This is a genomic window from Exiguobacterium sp. GL_137 (assembly GCF_057834585.1).
The window spans coordinates 766,366-786,962 of record NZ_CM174406.1 but is presented as its reverse complement, the minus strand read 5'-3'; the positions used below and the strand labels follow the sequence as shown (position 1 = coordinate 786,962).

Here is a 20,597-nt window from a genome sequence, read left to right as displayed (position 1 = left end):
ATCATTTCCCTACAAATGTATTTTAGTGTGTTTCCTTTGTCCGATTGATCCGTCGTCGATGGACGAACAAAATGATTAAGGCAAGGATTGGAGCGATTGATCCAATCGCAACGAGCGAGACCCAGTTGACCTGTGAACGTTCCACGACATAGCCGTTCGCGCTGCCTGCATCGAGCGTCACTTCATAGGCATCTCCGTCTTGACGTACCACGTCAGAGAACAACAATCCCCGAAGGCGTTGATCGTCACCGATTTCTGCTGCTTTCACACGCAACGTCGTTTTCTTTTCCCCTAAATTGATGGCATACAAGACAGACTGATCTTTAGTTTTTCGTTCGAAGACGGCCATATGATCGGTTTTAGCCACCAGCCGTTGTTTCCCTGTTTCGAAAGCCGGATAGTTATTACGCATCTTATTTAACGTCTGTACATATTCCTGCATCTTATCGTTTTTATCGAATTCCATCATCATTCGATTTCCCGGATCTTCTCCACCAGGCATCGCGATCTCTGTCCCTTGATAGACGATCGGCATACCAGGTGCTGCATACAAGGCGAACAACGCTAAACGCAGTTGCCGTTCCTCATCAGCGGCTCCGCCAATCTTGGCTTCCGTAATGAAGCGTTTTAAATCATGATTATCAATAAAGTTCGCTAATGATATCGCTTTCGGATTAAACGTAGTATCTCGATTATAAACTGAATCGAGCTCTTCCGCTGAACCATTTTTGCGGGCGAACTGATCCTTGATCCCGTAGTAAAACGGGAAGTTCGTCACGGAATCAAATCCTAATTTAGAATAGGTCGCAATCTTACGCGGATCGCCGTCAAATACTTCTCCGAGTAAAAAGAGATCCGGATGTTCTTTTTTGACGGCCGGGATGAAGGTTTTCCAAAAATCCGATGGCACATGACGAACTGTATCGAGTCGGTAACCGTCGATTCCGGTCTCATCCACCCAGTAGTTCGCGACATTAATCAAGTACTTCACGACTTCTTTATTTTCTGTATTAAAGTCCGGTAAATCAAACAGCCAATTGTTCTCGACTTCCGCTTGATTGTTCCAGTTCATGATCGTCTGTTCTTCATGGAACCAGTCCGGTTTTTCTTTTACGAGCGGATGGTTCGGACCTAAATGGTTGACGACTAAATCGAGCACGACTTTAAGATCACGTTTATGTGCTTCTTTGACCAGTGCTTTAAATTCTTCTTTTGTTCCGAAGTGCGGATCGATTTCGTAATAATCGTCCGTCCAATACCCATGATAACCATTTGGTCGGTTCTTAAAGATTGGTGTCAGCCAAATCGATGTGAATCCTTCATCCTTGATGTAATCCAAACGTTTCGTGACACCTGCCAGGTCACCGCCCTGAAAAGCTTTCGGATCGTTTGGATCGGCCTCTAAATCATTGCTTTTGTCACCGTTCTCAAACCGGTCGACCATAATGAAATACATTCGTTCTTTTTCCCATCCTGCAGCTTCGCTTGTCTGTGGAAATATTCCGATAGACAAGAGAAGCGGCAAGAGGAGAAGCATCACGCCTCGTCTCATGCCGCTGATTCCCCCTTGATTGATTAACCTTTCGTTCCACCTGCCGTCAATCCAGACACGAAGAAACGCTGGAAAGCGAAGAACAGAAGAACGATTGGTACTGCTGATAATACAGCACCTGCCGCAAACAATGTGAAGTTGTTGTCGAATTGCTCTGAAACCATGTTGTACAGTCCAACAGCTAACGTTTGTTTTTCCGGCGAACGGAGAACAAGTGACGCCAGGATGAAATCGTTGAACGGTGCCATGAAGTTGAACAACGCAATAACAGCAACCATTGGTTTTGCAAGTGGAAGAATGATTTGCCAGAAAATCCGTAGATGTCCTGCTCCATCCATCCGCGCTGCTTCATCCAGTTCTTTTGGTATTGTATCAAAATATCCTTTTGCAAGATACGTGTTCATTGGAATCGCTCCCCCTGCATACAGAAGAATCAATGCCAAGTGCGTATCAAACAATTGCAACATGTTCAACAGGACGTAAATCGCGATAATGGCAACGAATTGCGGCACCATCTGCAGCACGAGGAACAAAATCAGTGAATTTTTACGGCCGACGAACCGGTACCGTGAAAAAATGTAACCCGTCAACGTAATCAAGGCCACTGAGACAACCATCGTAATGACAGCGATTTTGATGGTGTTCAAATACCACATCCCGTAATCCGTTTGTGTCGCATCAAATAAATCAAAGTAATGGATTAATGTCGGATTGCTTGGGAAGATGTCCGAGGTGATGCTTTTCCCCGGGTTGAGCGATGTGCCGACAACCCATAAGAGTGGATACACGATAATTATTGAGGCGATCGTCAAAATGAGGTATGACAACGCCATGTTGATTCGGTTTTGTTTTCTCATTAGATCATATCCTCATCTTTGAATGATTTTGAACGTTTAAACTGAATGACGGCAATCGTCATGATGAAGAACGACAGCACAAGTGTAATCGCTGCGGCAAATCCGTATTGCGGATTCGAACCAAGCGAGAGTTTGTAAATCCAGGAGATCAGGATATCCGTTCCGCCGGCCGATTGACCCGGAACAGCCGGTCCCCCGTTGTTAAAGAGATAGATGATATTGAAGTTGTTGAAGTTAAACGTATATTGCGTGATCAAGATTGGTGCTGTTGCAAACAGGATCATCGGTAGTGTGATCAGGCGGAATTTTTCACCTGAAGTCGCACCGTCAATCGTTGCTGCTTCATACAAATCTTCTGGAATCGACTGCAGAATCCCTGTCGTCAATGTCATGATGTACGGGAAACCGAGCCACCACTGAATTCCGATCAAAGCAAGCTTGGTATATGTCGGATCCGTCATCCACTCGACACCGCTGTCAAGGCCGATGGCAGGAAGCAATGTCGTATTAAAGACACCAAACGTCTCATTGAACATCGAACGGAAAATCAAAATCGTGATGAATGCCGGTACAGCCCATGACAAGATTAAAATCGAACGGAAGAAACGTTTTCCTTTTAATCCTTTTTGATTTAACAAGACCGCAAGACCAATTCCAATCGCAATGACACCGGTTGTCGAAGCAACTGTCCAGACGAGCGTCCATCCCAAGACACTGACGAACGTGTCACGGAAGATATCGACCGTAAAGATGTTCAGGAAGTTTTGAATCCCGATCCAGTCGACAAGCTTTGCAGGCGGTGAGTTGTTGAACTTATAGTTCGTAAAGGCAATCAAAAACGTGAAAATCAACGGTAAGACGACCGTGAAGACGAGGAGAACCAACGATGGAATCAGCATCGCGTACGGGAATCCATTGTCCCGGAAGTTCCGCAGCTGCATTTTCAAAGAAGGTACTTCTAATTCCAAATCACGAAGTTTACCGATTCGATACGCATCGATAAAGTTCCAGACGTAAATGGCGATACCAAACACAAGCAGAATCAATGCAATGATTCCCTCGACCATCAAGAAGATCGAGTGATCCCCCCTTACGCCTGGTACCTCACCGAGTGTAATCAATCCCCAGATCGCTCCACGATCTCCGGGACCGTTCCCGGCACCTTTAAAAAACAGCTCGAAATTTACTAAAAAATATGACAGAACGACGATAAAGAATGTCGCACCTTTTAAAAATTGTTTATTGTACAGTTGCCCCATCCCTGGAACGATCGATATCGCTGCTGCAATCGTCCGGTGATTCGTTTTTGGCTTTGGTGTTTTCGTCGGTTGTGGTGTCGCAATGGCCGCCATCGTCTGTTCTCCTTTCCAAAGGTCATGTCTGACCTCAGGCTTCTCTTCCAACCATAAAGATAAGGGGGAATCCAAGATCCCCCTTTCTTTAATTCTGTGTCAGTGATTCAGTTGATTATTGATTGTTTGCTTCGATTTGTTGCTTGATTTGTTTTACAGCGTCATCAGCTGATTTTTGTGCGTCTTGTTTGTTTGTAGCAACGAGTTGAAGTGCTGCTGCCATCGGCTCCCAAACTTGACCCATCTCAGCGATGTTCGGCATTGGTACACCGTCTTTAGACTGTGCGAAGACAGCTGCTGCCACTTCGTTATCTTTGATTGTTGCATCTTCTTGAAGTGAAGTGACCGGTGGGATTTCATTGTATTTCTCAAACATCGCTTTCGCGTTTTCTTCGCCAGTCAGTGACGCAAGGAACTTTTCTGCCCATTCTTGATTTTCAGAGTAAGCTGAAACAGCATACGTCTTAACACCTACGAATGTTTTGATTGCTTCCCCGTTTGGAAGTTTCGGAAGTGCTGAAGCACCTAAGTTGATGCCTTTTTCTTTATAACTTGCGACTGCCCATGGTCCGTTCATGACTGCGACTGCTTTCTTGTCGCCGAACAATTGGTCCATTGCTTGACCACCGCCACCGCCGATTAAACCTTTCGGGAAGAGACCTTCTTTGTACCATTTACCGATGTAGTCCATTCCTTCAACTGCACCCTTGTTGTTAAGACCGATGTCAGCAGGATCAAGTTTTCCACCGTTTTCTTTAAAGACGTACCCACCGTATCCACCGATTGGACCGTGTGCGAAGTAGAAGTTATCCCAAAGTGCGAGGAAACCGTACTTTCCGTCTTTTTTCTGTTCTGTTGAGACTTTGTATAAGTCGTCCATTGAAGCAGGTGCTTCTTTTAACTCATCTTTGTTGAAAAGAAGGATTGGTGTTTCGACTGCTTTAGGATAGCCGTAAACTTTACCGTCAAATGTAACGGCAGATTTAGCTGTATCGATGAAAGGTTCGAGTGCTTTCTCACCGTCTTTGAGTTCAGCAATCAACCCTTGGTCAACGACTGTTCCGATTTGATCATGTGGAAGAAGAATGATGTCCGGACCTTTTCCTGCAGGACCATCAAGAGCGACTTTCTTTTGTTGATCCGTCATTTTAACTTCTTTGACTTCAACTTTGACGCCTTCTTTTTCTTCAAATGCTTTAGCAGCGGCTTTCGTTGTTTCCGATTTTTCTGTATCTTCCCAAATCACGATTTTCGTTGGTTTTTTACCGCCTTCTGAACTTGTATCAGAAGAACCTGAATCCGTTCCACCGCCACATGCTGCAAGAGCACCGATTGCCATGACAGATACTGAAAGACCTGCTACTAATTTTTTGATTTCCATGTTCGAAAATTCCTCCCCAAGTTAACGTACGAATGATAAGTTCTGATGCACAACGTTTGCATAAAGGCACAACCATTTTCTCATGATAACAACCGAGCGGTTGTAAGCGTTTTATGAAAACGTTTGCATCACCTTTACATTTTTATTATACAATCTAAAATCCTTTTGACAAGTCCTTTTCTTTAAATATTTCCTTACATTCAAAAAAGATTTTCGAAAAGTATTCTTAAAAACCGATTGGATGCATTAGTTAAATCATTTTAAAAAGAAAACGTTTACATTTAATCAATTTGCACAACTAAGTGCAATCGATTGCGCTGATGTGGAAGAATTCTTTATCTCCTCTTGTTTTTTCTGGAATTCCAATTGACTTTAAGAAAGCGCTTCACTATTCTTAGGTCGAAGACAATTATATTAGAATGCAAGCGATTGCACATAGGGAGTGACCAAAATGCTGAAAGAAGCTGTTTTCCACCGCGCGATGTCACCGTTCGTCTATAAGTATGATGACAAAACGATTCATGTTCGATTGCAGACAAAAAAAAATGATGTGGATCACGTCGATCTTATCTGGGGAGATCCATATGATTGGCATACCGAAAACCCGGATGATGCCGATTGGAATTTTGATCCGTCCAAATCGAATTATTGGAACACATTCGAAACACCTATGAAACGGAGTGGTTCAGACGAGTTATTCGATTATTGGTTCATCGATGTCGTTCCTCCTTTTCGTCGTCTGCGCTACGGATTCCGACTCCATGACGGACATTCGAGCCAGGTGTTTACCGAGCGTGGTTGGTTCGATGAAAAACCGTTAGATGACACCGGGTACTACTTCTGTGTACCTTATTTGAACAAAGTCGATGTCTTCCATGCTCCGGACTGGGTCAAGGATACGGTTTGGTATCAAATCTTCCCCGACCGTTTTGCCAATGGGGATTCAGCCAATGATCCTGCCGGTACTCTTCCTTGGAACAGTACTGCACCTACAACTACAAATCTGTTTGGGGGCGATTTCCAGGGTGTCATCGATAAAATCGATTACTTAGTTGATCTTGGAATCACCGGTATCTACTTCTGTCCGATTTTTGAAGCCAAATCCAATCATAAGTATGACACGATTGATTATTTAGAAATCGATCCCCAATTCGGAACAAAAGAAAAGTTCAAGGAAATGGTTGATTTGCTGCATGAAAACGGAATTCGTATCATGCTCGATGCCGTCTTTAACCATGCCGGTTTCCACCATAAAGCATTTGCTGACATTCGGGAACACGGTAGTAATTCTTCTTACCGCGATTGGTTCCACCTCCGCAACTTCCCGCTCGTAACCGAGCCGATGCCAAACTACGATACGTTTGCCTTTGTTCCGGAAATGCCGAAGTTCAATACGGAAAATCCGGAAGTAAAAGCATACTTACTCCATGTCGCCCGTTACTGGGTCGAAGAATTCGGAATCGACGGTTGGCGTCTCGATGTTGCGAACGAAGTCGACCATGCTTTCTGGCGTGATTTCCGTTCTGTCGTCAAAGAAGTGAATTCCGAGACGTATATTCTTGGAGAAATTTGGCATGATTCACAGGAATGGTTGCTCGGAGATCAGTTCGATGCCGTCATGAACTATCCGTTCACGAATGCAGCGCTCAATTTCTTTGCACTCGACAAAACATCCGCTTCTGCCTATGCGAATGATATGTCGCATGTCTTATTCTCGAATACGATTAACGTTAACGAAGTGACGTTTAACTTGATTGGCTCACATGATACGCCACGTGCCTTGACGCGTGCCGGAAACGATAAAAATAAGATGCGTCTGCTGTTGTTATCGATGCTGACCTTTTCCGGAAGCCCGGTCATCTATTATGGCGATGAAATCGGACTAGACGGTGATCAGGATCCGGGTTGCCGAAAATGTATGCCGTGGAATCCGGAAGAGCAGGATTTAAATCTACTGATGTATACGAAACATTTACTTCAATTGCGAAAGCAGCATAAGACACTTGCCAATCACGGTCATATCTCATTCGTCCATGCCGACGACGAAACCAATACCATTGTCATGCGCCGGATGAGTCAAGACGGGACGTATTACGTCTACTTCAATAACTCCAATCATCAAGCTACCATCCCCGCTCCTCAGTCTGGTCAAGGAATGGATCTCTTTTCAAACACACCACTTCCTTCATTAGAGATGACACTCGCTCCTTATACCGGAACAATCATTCAAGTAATTTGATTTTCAGACAGCCTTTTTGCTCACAAGCAAAAAGACTGTCTTTTTTCATTTCTGTGACAAACCATTAAGGCTTTTAAATTAGGGTAAAGAGAAAAGAAAGGAGGGAAGACTCTCTCATGGAAATATTTCTGTATGCGGGATTAATTCTGATCGGCTTGTTTGTCATCAGTTATCTCAGTGAAAAGTTTCATCTCCCGAGCATTCTTGCCTTTATCCTAATTGGAATCATACTTGGTCTTTATTATGATTTACCGGAAGAATTAAAGCTTGGTGGAGAAGCCGGCATCATCGTTTTGTTTTTCCTGCTGGGTTTAAAGTTTTCTGTCGCTGATTTGTTAATCCAGTTTCGCAATATCTGGAAAGCGGGACTGATTGATCTTCTGTTATCGTTTGGCGGTACCTTCCTCTTGACCTTGGCCTTTGGTTTTTCAGTACCCGAGGCATTTTTAATTGGTTGTGTCCTCTATGCAACAAGTTCATCGATTTCTGCTCGTCTGCTCGACCGTGAACCAGACAAACACAAAGACGTCAATCGGTTTGTCCTCTCGTTACTTATCTTTGAAGATTTGGCGGCCCCTCTCTTATTGACAAGTGCCCCCTTTGTTCTCGGAACACAGGAGTTCACCTTCGTAAAAGTCGGAACGATTTTCCTTGGCTTTATTTTCTTATTCAGTGCCCTGATTTTTTTAACAGTTTTCATCCGTCAAAAATCGAGAGTCGTCGATTCTCTTTACCGGCATCCTGACGCCGGAATCGGCATCATCGGATTAATTTTGACGTTCTCAGGAATCGGTATCTTATTTGGTTTGTCCGAAGTGCTGGGTGCATTCATCGTCGGGATTTTATTGACGGAAATTAAAGAGACACGTTATTTAAAAAGATTGGTCACACCATTTCAAGATTTGCTTTTACCGTTATTCTTCATTTCGTTCGGGATGTCATTTGAAATGACGGAAGGACTTCCATTAGACTGGTTTTTCGTTGCCCTGGTTGTCTGGGGACTTTTGTCGAAGTTCCTTGTCGGCTTTCTCGGTGGACGAGCTTTTGGACTTTCCAACTACCATGCGATTGAGTCCGGATTCTGTTTAGGACCACGTGGAGAATTCTCTATTTTATTCATCACGCTTGCCAGCGGAGCATTTGTTACGTTGACCGGATTGTATATTTTTGTTTCCGCCTTTCTTGGAATCATGCTATTTCGAATCTCAACCGGCCTAACGGATCGTACTCATGCGACCGCTCAAAAGATCAAACAAAAAATCAAGTGAATCACAATAGGACCTTCCGGCGGATTGCCGAAAAGTCCTATTGATCGTTCACACTATCATCAGCGACCGCTGAAAACGGGCGCTTTTTTTTCTAAAAACGCTTGAACCGCATGCTGATGATCTTCTGTCTTTCCGGCACGGGATTGATAAATAATCTCCTGAGCCAGCATATCCTCGAGTGTCGATTCGGAACTTGCTGCTTGTAACTGTTTGATATACCCGATGACTTTCGTCGGGCGATTGGCAAGTAGCTCGGCAAAAGAGGCCACTTCCTGTTCAAACTGTCCTGTCTCAACACTTTTTGTTACCAAGTGATAGTCGTACGCTTGCTGCGCCGTAATCGTTTCACCTAACAGAGCCAGTTCCAACGCTTTAGCCGATCCAATCAGCCGGGGTAAGAAGTAAGGGGCACCCGCATCCGGAACCAATCCGATATTGATGAAGCCAAGGGATAATTTTGCGTCATCCCGCACGATTCGGAAGTCACAGGCTAATGTCAGCGATAAACCTGCTCCCGCAGCTACGCCATTAATAGCTGCGATGGTTGGTTTCTTTGTCGTCGCAAGTGCTCGAATGACCGGGTGATAATATTGTTTTAAGTATTCGCCATGATCCATGCCAGGTTGAACGGTTTTTAAATCTTGTCCCGCACAAAATCCGCGCCCGGCTCCTGTCAAAATAATGACCCGAACGCTATCATCCTGATTTGCCTCTTCGATGGACTCCGCTAGCTCTGTTAAAAGTGTTGCTGTAAGTGCATTTAATCGTTCCGGACGTGATAACGTGATAGTCGCAATCTGCTCTTCGACGGTATAACTGACTTCAGTTTTCATTCCATTCCCCTCCATTTCAAAAATGAACATCCATTCATTATGATGTATTCGTGATGTTTTATGAAAATCCTTTTAAATACCTTCTTTTTTTATGAAAGCTCCACTTTTGCTCTTTCATTATGAAAATTGAAGGCGTATAGTTTCCAAAAGATACAGAAAGACAATACGTTTTAAGGACTTAAAGGGGAATTAAATTTATGAAAACAGTTAAACAACAATCATTATTCCAAATTACATGGCCGCTATTCATTGAAATCGCGCTTCATATGAGCCTCGGAATCATCGCTACATTGATTCTTAGTTACTATTCAGACAGTGCAGCAGCAGCTGTCGGTGTTTCCAATCAGGTGCTGAACATTTTCATCATCCTGTTTAACATCACATCCGTTGGAGCAACGATCATCATCGGTCAATATCTAGGGGCGAAACGGATTCAGGATGCTCGCCAGACCGCACGATCTGCTTTTTCCATCAACTTATATATCGGTTTAATCATTTCCGTCCTTGTTGCCTTGTTCGGAAAACAATTGCTCGGATTCTTCTCTTTAGAAGGAGAAACACTCGTATATGGCGAAACGTTCTTAAAGATTGTTGGTCTCTTCTTATTCTTGGAAGCCATCTCTCTTACACTCGGTGCCATCTTACGCAGTCACGGTTTTACAAAAAATGCTATGTACGTCACGTTACTGATGAACTTCGTGAGTGCTTTCGGTAATGTCATTGCCGTCCTCGGATTATTTGGTATTCCTGTCCTAGGAGTCGCCGGAGTCGCTTGGTCCATCGTCATTGCCCGGTCTGTCGCCGTCGCTTTACTCTTTTTCGTTGTTTACCGAAAACTGTCTTTACGATTTAAGTTAAAAGATTTGGTGCAAATCAACCGACGCGATATTAAAAGTATCATGAACATCGGAATTCCTTCTGCCGGAGAAGGTGTATCGTATCAATTTTCTCAACTGATCATTACCGGCTTCATCGCAACCATCGGAGAGTCTGCTCTCTCTGCACGCGTTTATGTCTCAAACATCACAATGCTTTGTTTCTTATTCACATTAGCCATCGCACAAGGAACACAATTGTTAGTCGCCCGCCAAGTTGGGGCGCAACAATTTGAAGCAGCGCATACACGTGCTGTAAAAACGCTGAAAATCGCTGTTTTTGCAAGCTTCGTCTCTGCCGTTGCCCTTGCATCAGTCGGCACATCTATTCTGTCGATGTTCACATCTAGCCCGGAAATCATCGCCATCGGTATTCCGTTATTATGGGCAAGTGTCATTCTTGAACCGGGACGTGCGATGAATATCGTTCTGATGGGAACATTGAAATCAGCCGGAGACGTTCGTTTCCCTGTCGCGATTGGTATTCTCTCAATGTGGGGAATTGCCGTCGTTCTTAGTTACACACTCGGCTTGCACTACGGACTTGGTTTACTCGGTATCTGGATCGCCTTTTCTGCAGACGAATGGTTCCGTGGCATCTTTGCCTTGAAACGTTGGAACAGTCGGAAATGGGCTCAATACGCTGTCGTCAAAGGAGACCAACATGACCACAACGAACGTCGCGAGACTTCTGAAGCAGTCTGACATCCCGTTTGATATGCTTTCCTATCCTGTCGATGAACAGGATTTATCCGCTCAAAATGTCGCTAGAAAGATTAATTACCCGCTTTCGTCTATTTTTAAAACATTAGTTTTAGAAACAGACTCCCATCAACATGTGTTTGCTGTCATTTCCGGCGAAGAAGAAGTCAGTTTAAAAGCCGTCGCCCGCACAGTGTCTGCTAAGAAAACACATTTGGTACCAATGAAAGACTTGAAGCAACTAACGGGGTACATCCGAGGGGGTGTCGCCCCGATTGGTGCGAAAAAACCTTTTCCGGTTCTTTTGTCGGATTCGGCTCTGAATCAAGAATTCATCATTATTTCGGCTGGGAAGCGTGGTCTGCAAATCAAACTCGCTCCTGATGATTTTCTGCGCTTCACGAATGGAATTGTCTTCATGAACCGCTGATATCTACCAGTTGTTTATGATATGATGGATAGTATCGAAGAAGTGGCAGGAGGAATCATTTTGTGGAAAGAACGTGTACGTAACTCTATTCCGAACCTCTTTACGTTCGGAAATTTATACTGTGGTTTTCTTGCCATCGTCATGGCGGCGCGGGGAGATTTTCAAAATGCGACCCTACTGATCGTCATCGCAATGATGCTCGACAGTTTGGATGGTCGGATTGCCCGGATGCTTGGTGTCGCGGGTGACTTCGGAAAAGAACTGGACTCGCTTGCTGATGTCGTGACCTTTGGTGTCGCTCCAGCCATGATGGCATATTACACTTATTTTTATGACTTTGGAGAAATCGGTTTGCTGATTGCGGCTTTGTTCCCTCTATTTGGTGCCTTTCGCTTAGCCCGTTTCAATCTTTCAGCTACCAATGTAGCTTCAGCTTATTTTTCCGGTGTCCCGATTACAGCGGCTGGAGGTATTTTAGCTGTCGTCACCCTGTTCAGTGGACGTATGAATGATTTAATGGTGCCGCTCGTCTTTACGGCTCTTGCTTTTTTGATGGTAAGTCGAGTCAAGATTCCGAGCTTCAAGGATATTCCGGTACCGAGACACACATTCGTCATCACATTTACACTGCTGTATGTAACTTATGTGATGATTGCCCGCAGCAACGAGTGGTCGACCTTCTGGTTCGTCGCAGTTCCGTTGTATATCGCTTTTTTATTATTTTCCTTCATCAAAAAGAAAAAACAAAAAAATCATCAAATCGATTAAGCAGACCGCTGCATACGGTCTGTTTTTTTAATACTATGAATTCCACCTCCATTCTGGCTCGGCGCCCTTTCCTACAGGTATACTAATATCAGAATAAATTAAGATGGAGGACACACTTATGATGGATCGATTTCAAAAAAAACTTTGGTTATTTTTCACGATTTGGTTTTTCATCGGACTGATTTTAGTCGGTTTCTCGTTACTGCCCCCTTGGCTTGAGTGGGCGAACGCCGTGTTTTTATTTGCATCCGGCTTGTATGCTGCTCTTTATCTTTGGGATGCCCTGCCAAAAGGACGCTTCATCATTCCGGTGATTTTCTTCGGTTCAATTCTTATCGAATCCATCGGCGTCCATACGGGGTGGCCGTTCGGTACATACGCCTATGAAGCAGATTTTGGTGTGCAACTGCTCGGTGTACCCATTACGATCGGTGCCGCCTGGTTATCCGTCATGGGAGCAAGTCTTGCCTTCTCACGCCGGTTTCCATTTCGCTTCAATACTGTGATTCTGGTGCCGCTGTTTGCCGTTTGGTTGGATTTAGCGATCGATCCGGTAGCAGCTAACGTCAAATCGTATTGGATCTGGCAAAATGGTGGATTGTATTATGACATACCAACCCAAAACTTTTTGGGCTGGTATGGAACGGCACTTTTCTTTGCGCTTCTGATTTCCCGGTTCGAACAGCAGGTTACCATTACGGCACTTGAGCGAAACAACCAGTATCTGTTTTTAATGCTCCATACGCTGTTCGGTCTGACGGCAGGTGTCGCCGGTCTTTACGGTGTCACGTTGATCAGCCTTCTCGCAGGTGTCACGTATTGGCTTACACAAGGAGGTGTTCCTTTTGCAAAAAGCAAACAAAAACAAGTTGGCTGAATACGCTTTTCATCTATACGTCAAAGAACGTTTAATCAGAAAACAATTCCACCGGATTCTCTACCGGGCGGATGATTTACCGACCCCCGGCTTGATGCTCGCGACGCACGGATCGTGGTGGGACGGCATGATTTTGTTTCATCTCGATCAAACGGTTTTGCGTCACGACCCTTACGTCATGATTGATGAGCAGGGACTGGAACGTTTTCCTTTCTTTACTCGACTCGGCGGCTTTTCCATTGACCGGAGTTCGTTTGCGGAAATCAAACAAAGCCTGCAGTATGCAAAAAATCAACTCGCAAACGGTAGCAGTGTCTGGATGTTCCCTCAAGGAGAAGAGCGGCATCAGGAAGAACGGCCGCTTCAGCTCAGCAGCGGAGCAACACATCTGGCAAAATCAGCCCGCTCCATCTCCCTGTTTTCGTTTTACTATTCCTTCAGTCATGAACAACAGCCGGACGTCTATATCCGGACCCGGACGATCCAGCTGCCCGATTCACGAAGTTCGGAGCAGTTACGTTATCTAACGAATGCGATGACCCGACTGTATGATGACGTCCGGACTGACGCAATCGAAGAACGGATTGAATCATATCGTGTATTGACTACGAGAAAGGAGCCGCTCCCCGCTAAAACGGAACAGTGGTTACAGGCGATCCGTTCATGATGGTAGTACTGTTCGTCATTGCAACTTTTGTTTGTCTCTACACGTTCATCAATCTGTCCTTTTTACCGAAATTAAGTGAACCTGTTCTTCCGCCAAGTCTTGCAATCTGTATTCCACTTCGAAATGAAGAACGGAATGTCGAGAAACTGATTCGTTCGTTACGACAAGCGCTTCATCCGAATATGCATGTCTATTTATATGAAGACCGCTCGACTGATCAGACACGTGATTTGCTAGTCCGCCTTGTCGGCAGAGAGGACCAGTTCACAATCATCGATGGTCTTGATTTACCATCTGGCTGGGCTGGGAAAGTCCATGCTTGTCATCAACTCGCGAGTGCGACGTATGAAGAGTACCTGTTGTTCTTAGACGCTGATATTACTTTGGCAGCAGATACGATTCCCCGGCTCTATGCGACATTGCAAAAAGAACAGGCTGTGTTCCTGTCGGGCTTCCCGTCATTCCCCGTTCCGACCTTTCTCGGAAAGTGTCTGATTCCGATGCAGCACGTCTTGATTGCCCAACATCTGCCGATTGCCTTTCGGAAGGTCAAACATCCTGCCTTTGCAGCGGCAAACGGTATGGTCGTGCTCGTCGAAAGGCAAGCTTACGAACACGTCGGTGGACATCAAGCCATTCAAATGGCACTCGTCGACGATTTGGAGCTGTGTCGTGCTTTTAAACAAAATGGTTTTACTACGACACTCGTTCATGTGGCTCCCTATGTTAGCTGTGACATGTATGCGACTAACCGCGATGTCTGGCAAGGTTTCCTGAAAAACGTTTTCCGCGGTATGAACGATTCTTATGCAGTAGGCAGCTATTTCCTGTTGTTTTACCTTGTCCAAGCCGCCGCTTTACCACTCGTGTTCATATTCCCGTCGATTTGGACACTCGGAGCTTTTCTTTTGATCATGATTGCCCGTTACCGCATTGACGGGAAGGCAATGATTTTTCATGCCTGGCTTTGGCATCCACTTGCGGTCATTCTTTATGTCGTCCTGCTTGCGACGGCGATGATTCGAAGATTCAATAAAAGGGAAATCAGTTGGAAGGGTCGGACATATTCTTAAGGAGGCTTTATTGTTATGAAGCATATCGCAGTCATCGGAGCGGGGCTTGGCGGTTTGAGTGCCGCCATCTCACTGGCTTCAAAAGGGTTTAACGTTACTGTCATTGAACGCAACGAACACATCGGTGGAAAGATGATGCCGATTACGTCTGAGGGACACCGGTTTGACTTCGGTCCCAATACCATCACGATGCCTGAAATCTTTCAATCCGTCATTTTAGAGTCAGGAGCAGATCCGGATGACTACTTTACGTTTGAAAAATTGCCACGTCATACCGTCAATCACTTTCCGGATGGACGTTCGTTAACGTTCGCCAGTGGTCGTGAGGCGATGCGGACTGAAGTCGACCGCTTCACGAATGGTCAGCTTGCTAAAAATGACATTACGGGCTACCAGGACGAGGTTAGAGAACTGTACAACATCGCTAAACAACAATTTTTCATCAATATCGACTCTTATTTCAATTTTTCCTTATTACGCGACATGATCAAGGTTCACCCTTTAAAGACACTTCATGGACTGCACAAAAAATATTTTAAGGATCCCCAGCTGATTCAAGCACTTGACCGCTATGCGACCTACATTGGAAGCAGTCCGTTTCAAGCACCCGCTACATTCGGTTTGATTGCCCATCTCGAGTTAAATGACGGTGTGTATTTCACCCGTGGCGGAAATACGACCATCGCCGAAGGATTTGCCCGTCGTGCCCGTGAACTTGGTGTTACTTTCCGGTTAGGAGACGAAGTGACACAGATTGAAGTGACAAATCAGTTGGCAACAGAAATTGAACTCAATCACGTAGATTATCTGTCTGTTGATTTCATCGTTTTAAACGGGGACTTGCTGACACAGTATCCACGATTGATTTCAGAAACCGTCCGGCCTGACTTCAAAAATCCAACACCTTCACAAATGGAGCCGTCGATTTCTGCTTATGTCCGGTGTATCGGACTTGGACGCCGTATTGATGGACTCGCACATCACAATGTCTTTTTCTCTTCTGATTATGAAGCTGAGTTCGAGGCTTTGTTCAATCAAAATCGTTATGCAGAAGAACCGACCATTTACATCTCGAACTCTTCGGTCACTGCACCGGAAATGGGAGAAGCCGGCGATAATCTGTTTGTTCTTGTAAATGCTCCAGCTACTCATAAAGGGTCTGCCATTGATTTTGATACGTATGATAAAATTATCAATCAACGTCTGCAACAGTTCGGAATCGATATCACGTCTGATGTTTTATTCGAACAGCGGATCACTCCGCAAGACATTGAACAAAAATTTTCAGCATATCATGGTTCGCTGTATGGTCTTTCTTCAAACGGCACACGTGGCGCTTTCATGCGTCCAAGCAACCGTTCAAAGAATGTTCACAATTTGTTTTTTGCCGGCGGATCGACGCATCCCGGTGGCGGTAGTCCAATGGTAACGCTTTCAGGAAAACTGGCAAGCGAACGAATCGTGTCCGCTGTCGCCTCCACCCTGTGAACGTTATGTGAATTGCATATCAATTACTTGTACGGACAACTTAGATTTGATACGATTACTTCGAGTTCAAGAGGTAGTGATTGACCCCACATCCTCAATCAAGCGCATGGTGACTTCCCCGAGTCAAAAGCGTTTAGGAACTTAACATATCTGTTTTGTCTCAATCATTTGTTCAAGACCCACTTGTTCAATAGATACACCACCGTAAACTGTTTGGCATGACTTACGACGTTCCCCCTTAGATCGTCTCATCCCAATCAGTTTACAGATGGCTCAATCATTAACAGATCCATCCCCGTGGATCGCGACCTGTCTTGTTGGAACTATGTATCTGATTTTGTACAAACAGATTTCAGTTTAGACTCCCCGGTCTAAACTCCATAAAAAAAAGACCTTGGTCCCCGCCAAGGTCTTTTTTTTATGGGGTTTTCGTTAAATCGTAGCGAGTAACTTCATCTTTTGCCACCGGCTGACATAGGCACGTTTTGTGAACACATCATATTGATTATCCCGTGCCGCGTCCAGAATCCCCCGGTAAAGTAAGGACGCCACTTTCAGCGCACGGCGACTTTCTTTCGGGTAGCGATCAAACCAAGGCGTTGCTGCATCATATAAATGTTCGGCTCTTAACGCCAATGCTTCCCACAATCCAGCAAAATCACCGGAAGGGGTTCCCGTCAGCAACGATTCCGTCGTCACACCATACTGATCCATCCAGTCTTTCGGTAAATAGACGCGTCCTCGTTTTGCATCCTCGCCTACATCGCGAAGAATGTTTGTTAATTGCATCGCGATTCCTAATTGAATGGCTGACTCCCGTAAATCATTTTGTTTGGGTGCAAGAATCGGCAACAACATCAAACCAACTGTACTCGCGACGTAATAACTGTACTTTTCCGTCTCTTCCAGTGATTGATATCGGTTTTTCTCGATATCCCACCGCATGCCTTCTGCCAGTTCTAAAAATGGCGTTTCATCCATCTCATATCTTTTAAAGACATCTGCGAGTGCAATCCATAATGGTTTATTAATCGATTGACCGGATCGAAATAAACGAAACTCTTCCAAAAATTCCGCTAAACTTTCTTTCGGAGTCGCTGATTCATCTACCGTATCATCAAGATGACGACAAAACGTATAGATGGCGTATACTGCCATTCGATCCTGTCTCGGCAATAAAGAGAAGGCTTTATAAAAGGTTTTTGATCCATCTTGAATCGTTTGTTCACATATTAGATATGCGTTCGTCACTGTATCCATTTTTCCACCTCATCTCTTGTTCCATTCGATTGACAAGTAATGTCGCTCCCATCATGACGATCGGAACGCCTCCACACGGATGGACAGATGCGCCTACTGCATACAACCGATCAATATCAGCATAAGGTTTGGCTTGTGTTTTCAAGGCGGCTGATTGACGAATCGTCGGTGCAATACCAAAACTTCCACCTTCATACAACCCAAAATCTTGTGCGTCTTGAGGTGTGCGTATTTTCATTTCTGTAACTTTACTTTGGAAACCAGGTAAATGCTGCTCGATTTTTTCTGAAATCTGATCAATAAACCCGTGCGCTTCATAGTTCTCTTGATTAAATCCGCGTGGTGATGGCACTAATGCATAGACGACACTTGTACCTGATTCCGTCAGCGAGTCATCAATCTTGCTTGGATTAAATAAATAGACAGCAGGATGTTCTGGCAACTCATTTTTTTTGAAGATGGACGTCATCAACGGTTTTAAATCACTTGGCATTAAAAAACGATGAACCGGTAAATCGACTTTCCCGTCAATTTTAAAGTACAACAGTAATGTTCCGCCGGATGGCACATACTTTTTCGGTTGCTTACCTTCTACCAGGTATTCCATCAATGGAAATTCACCGTTCAAGACAACGGTATCATACGTGTATTCTTGCCCTGCAGCGACAAGTCCCTTCGCCTGACCTTGTTGTATCAAAACACGGTCGACCGGTTGATTGAACTTGAACGTAACCCCTCGCTCGACTAATACTTCGTACATCCGCTCCGCTAAAGAGAAGTATCCGCCTTTAACGTACCAGACGCCCTCTTCTTGTTCCCGATAAGGAATCAGTCCATAAATCGAAGGTGTCGTATAAGGATTTCCTCCAATATAAAAAGTCGGAAAACTGTAAGCCATTCGCAAGTGTTTACTTTTAAAGAAACGTTTTAAATGATCATGTGCTGTTTCCATCGCATGCATCTTTACTAAAGGTGCTAACATATCCGGATGTAACAAATCACGTTTACGGAAATAGGTCCGCTCTAAAAATTTCGATACGCTGACGTCATAATCCTTTGCTTTTTGTTGCATAAATTCTTGGAATCCGCGACCTTCTCCAAATTGACGCTCAATCGCAATCGTTTGATCGACCACATCCGCTTGTTTTGTCACAATCGTTCCGTCATCAAAATGCAGATCATACAACGGGTCAATCCGCTCCAGCTCAACACCTTCCAGACCAGCTTCTTTCAGTTGTTCCTGGAGTTTTCCAGGCATCAAGACGATTGTGGGACCCTGGTCAATTCTTCCGCCTGTCTCGAAATCAACAGAAGCGAGTCGACCACCTGCACGTGACTCTTTTTCAAAAATCGTGATTTCCACTTCCGGGTATCGTTTTGTTAACAATAACGCGGCGTGTAAAGTTCCGACACCTGCTCCGACGAATCCAATCTTCATTTTCCGACACCTACTTCACTTGTCAATAAGTCCGCCGTGATCCGAGCTGATTCAAAGATGGTCGGAAGTCCACTTCCAGGATGTGTTCCGCCTCCCACTAAATAAACGTGATGCAGTTCTTCAAAACGATTGTGTGGTCTAAAGTACATCATTTGTGTTAATTGATGTCCCAAATTAAATGTTGCCCCTTGGTGCACGCCCATCGCTTCCCAGTCATCTGGTGTAAACATCTCTTCCACTTCAATTGCTGCTTCGACACCTTTATATGGAGAACGGTGTTCCAGTGCATCGAGGACACGACGACGCAGTTTAGGTCCTTCAATCGCCCAGTCAAGTTCGGAATAATTATTCGGAACGGGTACTAAGACGTACAAAGATGATTTCCCTTTCGGTGCAAGTGTTCCGTCGATGATTGATGGATTTTGGACATAAAATGAAAAGTCATCTGATAATTCCAATGTCTGAGTCATCTCCCGGACATTTCTTTCATAATCATCAGCAAAATAAATCGTATGGTGCGGGGCATCAAATGATTTATTGACACCTAAGTACAGCATGAACGTCGAACAAGAGAACTTTTTACGATCAATTTTCGGACGCGACCATTTTTTTAAAACACCTTCAGGAACAAGATGATTCATCGCATGCGCAAAGTCTGCTCCGACAACGACATCATCGTATAGAACATGTTCACCCGACTCGAGGATGACTCCTGTCGTGGTCGTCCCTTCCAAAATCAATTGACTGATCCCTGTATTAAGATGGACGGTTCCCCCGAGTTCTTCCACTGCCCGTTTCATCGCTTCTGGGATTTGATTCATTCCACCGATTGGATGATGGACACCGTAAGCATGTTCCATATAAGACAAGATAGAAAAGCCACCCGGGCACTCCCAAGCTGACATGCCTAAATATTTAGCTTGGAACGTAAAGGCATATTTCAATTCTTCACTCGTAAAATAATCGGACAGGACATCATATAAAGAACGCCCAAGAGAAAGACGCGGAAGTGCCGTAATGACGCGTGGAGACAGATAATCCGTTAGTTTATCGTGCTTCGTCTGCAGTATCGGCATCAGTTTCGCCAGCTTCAAGGCTTGTTCTGCCATGAAACGGTCATACCCTTCCCCATTTCCAGGGAAATGCTGCTCAATCGTTTGTTTCATCCGATCACGATCCGTCGTCATCGTAAAGTGATCTTTTCCCCCGTTAAAATAGAGGGTGTACATCGGATCCAGCGCTTTCAAATCCAAATAGTCCTTCATATCCAGACCGATACTTGTAAACAAATTTTCTAAAATGTGCGGCATATTTAAAAAGGTAGGACCACGGTCAAATTGATAATCTCCGACCTGTACGCGAGACGTTCGTCCCCCAACGATCGGTTGTTTTTCATATACGGTGACATCTATTCCTCTACCTGCCAGCAACATCGCACAAGCGAGCCCTCCAGGTCCTGCTCCAATAACGGCTACACGCTGCTTCACATGAATCTCTCCCTTTTCTCTACTCGTTTTAACTATTATACTAATCACAT

Annotated in this window: 17 protein-coding genes; 9 read left to right on the top strand and 8 right to left on the bottom strand. The window is 44.7% G+C overall.

All coding sequences use genetic code 11. The features are described 5' to 3' along the window. Positions 1-22 precede the first annotated feature (22 nt). From AC3IRK_RS04095 to AC3IRK_RS04080, 4 genes are all read right to left on the bottom strand, one after another. The gene (locus AC3IRK_RS04095) at positions 23-1,552 is read right to left on the bottom strand and encodes an alpha-amylase family glycosyl hydrolase (RefSeq protein WP_131503912.1); all 1,530 of its coding nucleotides are present in this window, start codon (positions 1,550-1,552) and stop codon (positions 23-25) included. Between the two features lie 23 nt (positions 1,553-1,575). After that, positions 1,576-2,409, bottom strand: coding sequence for a sugar ABC transporter permease (locus tag AC3IRK_RS04090; RefSeq protein ID WP_012369657.1), 834 nt, complete (start codon positions 2,407-2,409; stop codon positions 1,576-1,578). Beyond that, positions 2,409-3,761 (bottom strand): carbohydrate ABC transporter permease, encoded by a 1,353-nt coding sequence (locus AC3IRK_RS04085; protein ID WP_131503911.1) that lies wholly within the window; start codon positions 3,759-3,761, stop codon positions 2,409-2,411. The genes AC3IRK_RS04090 and AC3IRK_RS04085 overlap by 1 nt, the downstream gene beginning before the upstream one ends. A 115-nt stretch (positions 3,762-3,876) precedes the next feature. Continuing rightward, positions 3,877-5,136, bottom strand: coding sequence for an extracellular solute-binding protein (locus AC3IRK_RS04080; protein ID WP_426355384.1), 1,260 nt, complete (start codon positions 5,134-5,136; stop codon positions 3,877-3,879). 457 nt (positions 5,137-5,593) lie between these two features. Between AC3IRK_RS04080 and AC3IRK_RS04075 the strand changes: the two genes are divergently transcribed. Both AC3IRK_RS04075 and AC3IRK_RS04070 read left to right on the top strand, forming a co-directional pair. Beyond that, positions 5,594-7,381: a glycoside hydrolase family 13 protein gene (locus AC3IRK_RS04075; RefSeq protein WP_426354835.1), complete on the top strand. Its 1,788-nt coding sequence runs from the start codon at positions 5,594-5,596 to the stop codon at positions 7,379-7,381. A 116-nt stretch (positions 7,382-7,497) separates the two neighbouring features. Then, positions 7,498-8,649 carry a cation:proton antiporter gene (locus AC3IRK_RS04070; RefSeq protein WP_489170430.1) on the top strand — a complete coding sequence of 384 codons (1,152 nt, stop codon included), beginning with the start codon at positions 7,498-7,500 and terminating at the stop codon, positions 8,647-8,649. Positions 8,650-8,708: 59 nt separating this feature from the next. Here AC3IRK_RS04070 and AC3IRK_RS04065 read toward each other — a convergent pair whose 3' ends face one another. Continuing rightward, positions 8,709-9,482 (bottom strand): enoyl-CoA hydratase/isomerase family protein, encoded by a 774-nt coding sequence (locus tag AC3IRK_RS04065; protein WP_489170429.1) that lies wholly within the window; start codon positions 9,480-9,482, stop codon positions 8,709-8,711. Between the two features lie 197 nt (positions 9,483-9,679). On the opposite strand from AC3IRK_RS04065, the gene AC3IRK_RS04060 reads away from it, so the two are divergent. The 7 genes from AC3IRK_RS04060 (at position 9,680) to AC3IRK_RS04030 (ending at position 16,362) form a co-directional block, all read left to right on the top strand. Then, a complete protein-coding gene (locus AC3IRK_RS04060; protein ID WP_489170428.1) occupies positions 9,680-11,062 on the top strand; it encodes an MATE family efflux transporter in 1,383 nt (460 codons plus the stop codon). Continuing rightward, positions 11,022-11,489, top strand: a complete 468-nt coding sequence (gene ybaK / locus AC3IRK_RS04055) for a Cys-tRNA(Pro) deacylase (protein ID WP_131973242.1) — start codon at positions 11,022-11,024, stop codon at positions 11,487-11,489. Before AC3IRK_RS04060 ends, ybaK begins: the two co-directional genes overlap by 41 nt. Before the next feature lie 21 nt (positions 11,490-11,510). Then, a complete protein-coding gene (pssA, locus tag AC3IRK_RS04050; protein WP_012369649.1) occupies positions 11,511-12,257 on the top strand; it encodes a CDP-diacylglycerol--serine O-phosphatidyltransferase in 747 nt (248 codons plus the stop codon). A gap of 118 nt (positions 12,258-12,375) precedes the next feature. Beyond that, complete coding sequence (locus AC3IRK_RS04045) at positions 12,376-13,134, top strand: carotenoid biosynthesis protein (RefSeq protein ID WP_251138685.1); 759 nt, start codon at positions 12,376-12,378, stop codon at positions 13,132-13,134. After that, entirely contained in the window at positions 13,103-13,801 is a 699-nt protein-coding gene (locus tag AC3IRK_RS04040) for a lysophospholipid acyltransferase family protein (protein ID WP_131503905.1), read from the top strand. Before AC3IRK_RS04045 ends, AC3IRK_RS04040 begins: the two co-directional genes overlap by 32 nt. Next, positions 13,798-14,874: a glycosyltransferase family 2 protein gene (locus AC3IRK_RS04035; protein ID WP_489170427.1), complete on the top strand. Its 1,077-nt coding sequence runs from the start codon at positions 13,798-13,800 to the stop codon at positions 14,872-14,874. The genes AC3IRK_RS04040 and AC3IRK_RS04035 overlap by 4 nt, the downstream gene beginning before the upstream one ends. 15 nt (positions 14,875-14,889) lie before the next feature. Further along, the gene (locus AC3IRK_RS04030) at positions 14,890-16,362 is read left to right on the top strand and encodes a phytoene desaturase family protein (RefSeq protein ID WP_131503903.1); all 1,473 of its coding nucleotides are present in this window, start codon (positions 14,890-14,892) and stop codon (positions 16,360-16,362) included. Between the two features lie 432 nt (positions 16,363-16,794). Here AC3IRK_RS04030 and AC3IRK_RS04025 read toward each other — a convergent pair whose 3' ends face one another. From AC3IRK_RS04025 to AC3IRK_RS04015, 3 genes are read right to left on the bottom strand one after another with little or no spacing between them, the layout of a single operon-like run. Next, the gene (locus tag AC3IRK_RS04025) at positions 16,795-17,622 is read right to left on the bottom strand and encodes a phytoene/squalene synthase family protein (protein ID WP_489170426.1); all 828 of its coding nucleotides are present in this window, start codon (positions 17,620-17,622) and stop codon (positions 16,795-16,797) included. After that, entirely contained in the window at positions 17,588-19,060 is a 1,473-nt protein-coding gene (locus AC3IRK_RS04020; RefSeq protein ID WP_131503901.1) for a phytoene desaturase family protein, read from the bottom strand. The genes AC3IRK_RS04025 and AC3IRK_RS04020 overlap by 35 nt, the downstream gene beginning before the upstream one ends. Continuing rightward, entirely contained in the window at positions 19,057-20,547 is a 1,491-nt protein-coding gene (locus tag AC3IRK_RS04015; RefSeq protein WP_489170425.1) for a phytoene desaturase family protein, read from the bottom strand. Before AC3IRK_RS04015 ends, AC3IRK_RS04020 begins: the two co-directional genes overlap by 4 nt. Positions 20,548-20,597 lie beyond the last annotated feature (50 nt).

What these genes read in the sequence shown, in the direction of transcription:
- AC3IRK_RS04095 (WP_131503912.1), bottom strand. Translation starts at nt 1,552, where the DNA reads ATGAGACGAGGCGTGATGCTTCTCCTCTTGCCGCTTCTCTTGTCTATC.
- AC3IRK_RS04090 (WP_012369657.1), bottom strand. Translation starts at nt 2,409, where the DNA reads ATGAGAAAACAAAACCGAATCAACATGGCGTTGTCATACCTCATTTTG.
- AC3IRK_RS04085 (WP_131503911.1), bottom strand. Translation starts at nt 3,761, where the DNA reads ATGGCGGCCATTGCGACACCACAACCGACGAAAACACCAAAGCCAAAA.
- AC3IRK_RS04075 (WP_426354835.1), top strand. Translation starts at nt 5,594, where the DNA reads ATGCTGAAAGAAGCTGTTTTCCACCGCGCGATGTCACCGTTCGTCTAT.
- AC3IRK_RS04070 (WP_489170430.1), top strand. Translation starts at nt 7,498, where the DNA reads ATGGAAATATTTCTGTATGCGGGATTAATTCTGATCGGCTTGTTTGTC.
- AC3IRK_RS04065 (WP_489170429.1), bottom strand. Translation starts at nt 9,482, where the DNA reads ATGAAAACTGAAGTCAGTTATACCGTCGAAGAGCAGATTGCGACTATC.
- AC3IRK_RS04060 (WP_489170428.1), top strand. Translation starts at nt 9,680, where the DNA reads ATGAAAACAGTTAAACAACAATCATTATTCCAAATTACATGGCCGCTA.
- ybaK (WP_131973242.1), top strand. Translation starts at nt 11,022, where the DNA reads ATGACCACAACGAACGTCGCGAGACTTCTGAAGCAGTCTGACATCCCG.
- pssA (WP_012369649.1), top strand. Translation starts at nt 11,511, where the DNA reads ATGATGGATAGTATCGAAGAAGTGGCAGGAGGAATCATTTTGTGGAAA.
- AC3IRK_RS04045 (WP_251138685.1), top strand. Translation starts at nt 12,376, where the DNA reads ATGATGGATCGATTTCAAAAAAAACTTTGGTTATTTTTCACGATTTGG.
- AC3IRK_RS04035 (WP_489170427.1), top strand. Translation starts at nt 13,798, where the DNA reads ATGATGGTAGTACTGTTCGTCATTGCAACTTTTGTTTGTCTCTACACG.
- AC3IRK_RS04030 (WP_131503903.1), top strand. Translation starts at nt 14,890, where the DNA reads ATGAAGCATATCGCAGTCATCGGAGCGGGGCTTGGCGGTTTGAGTGCC.
- AC3IRK_RS04025 (WP_489170426.1), bottom strand. Translation starts at nt 17,622, where the DNA reads ATGGATACAGTGACGAACGCATATCTAATATGTGAACAAACGATTCAA.
- AC3IRK_RS04020 (WP_131503901.1), bottom strand. Translation starts at nt 19,060, where the DNA reads ATGAAGATTGGATTCGTCGGAGCAGGTGTCGGAACTTTACACGCCGCG.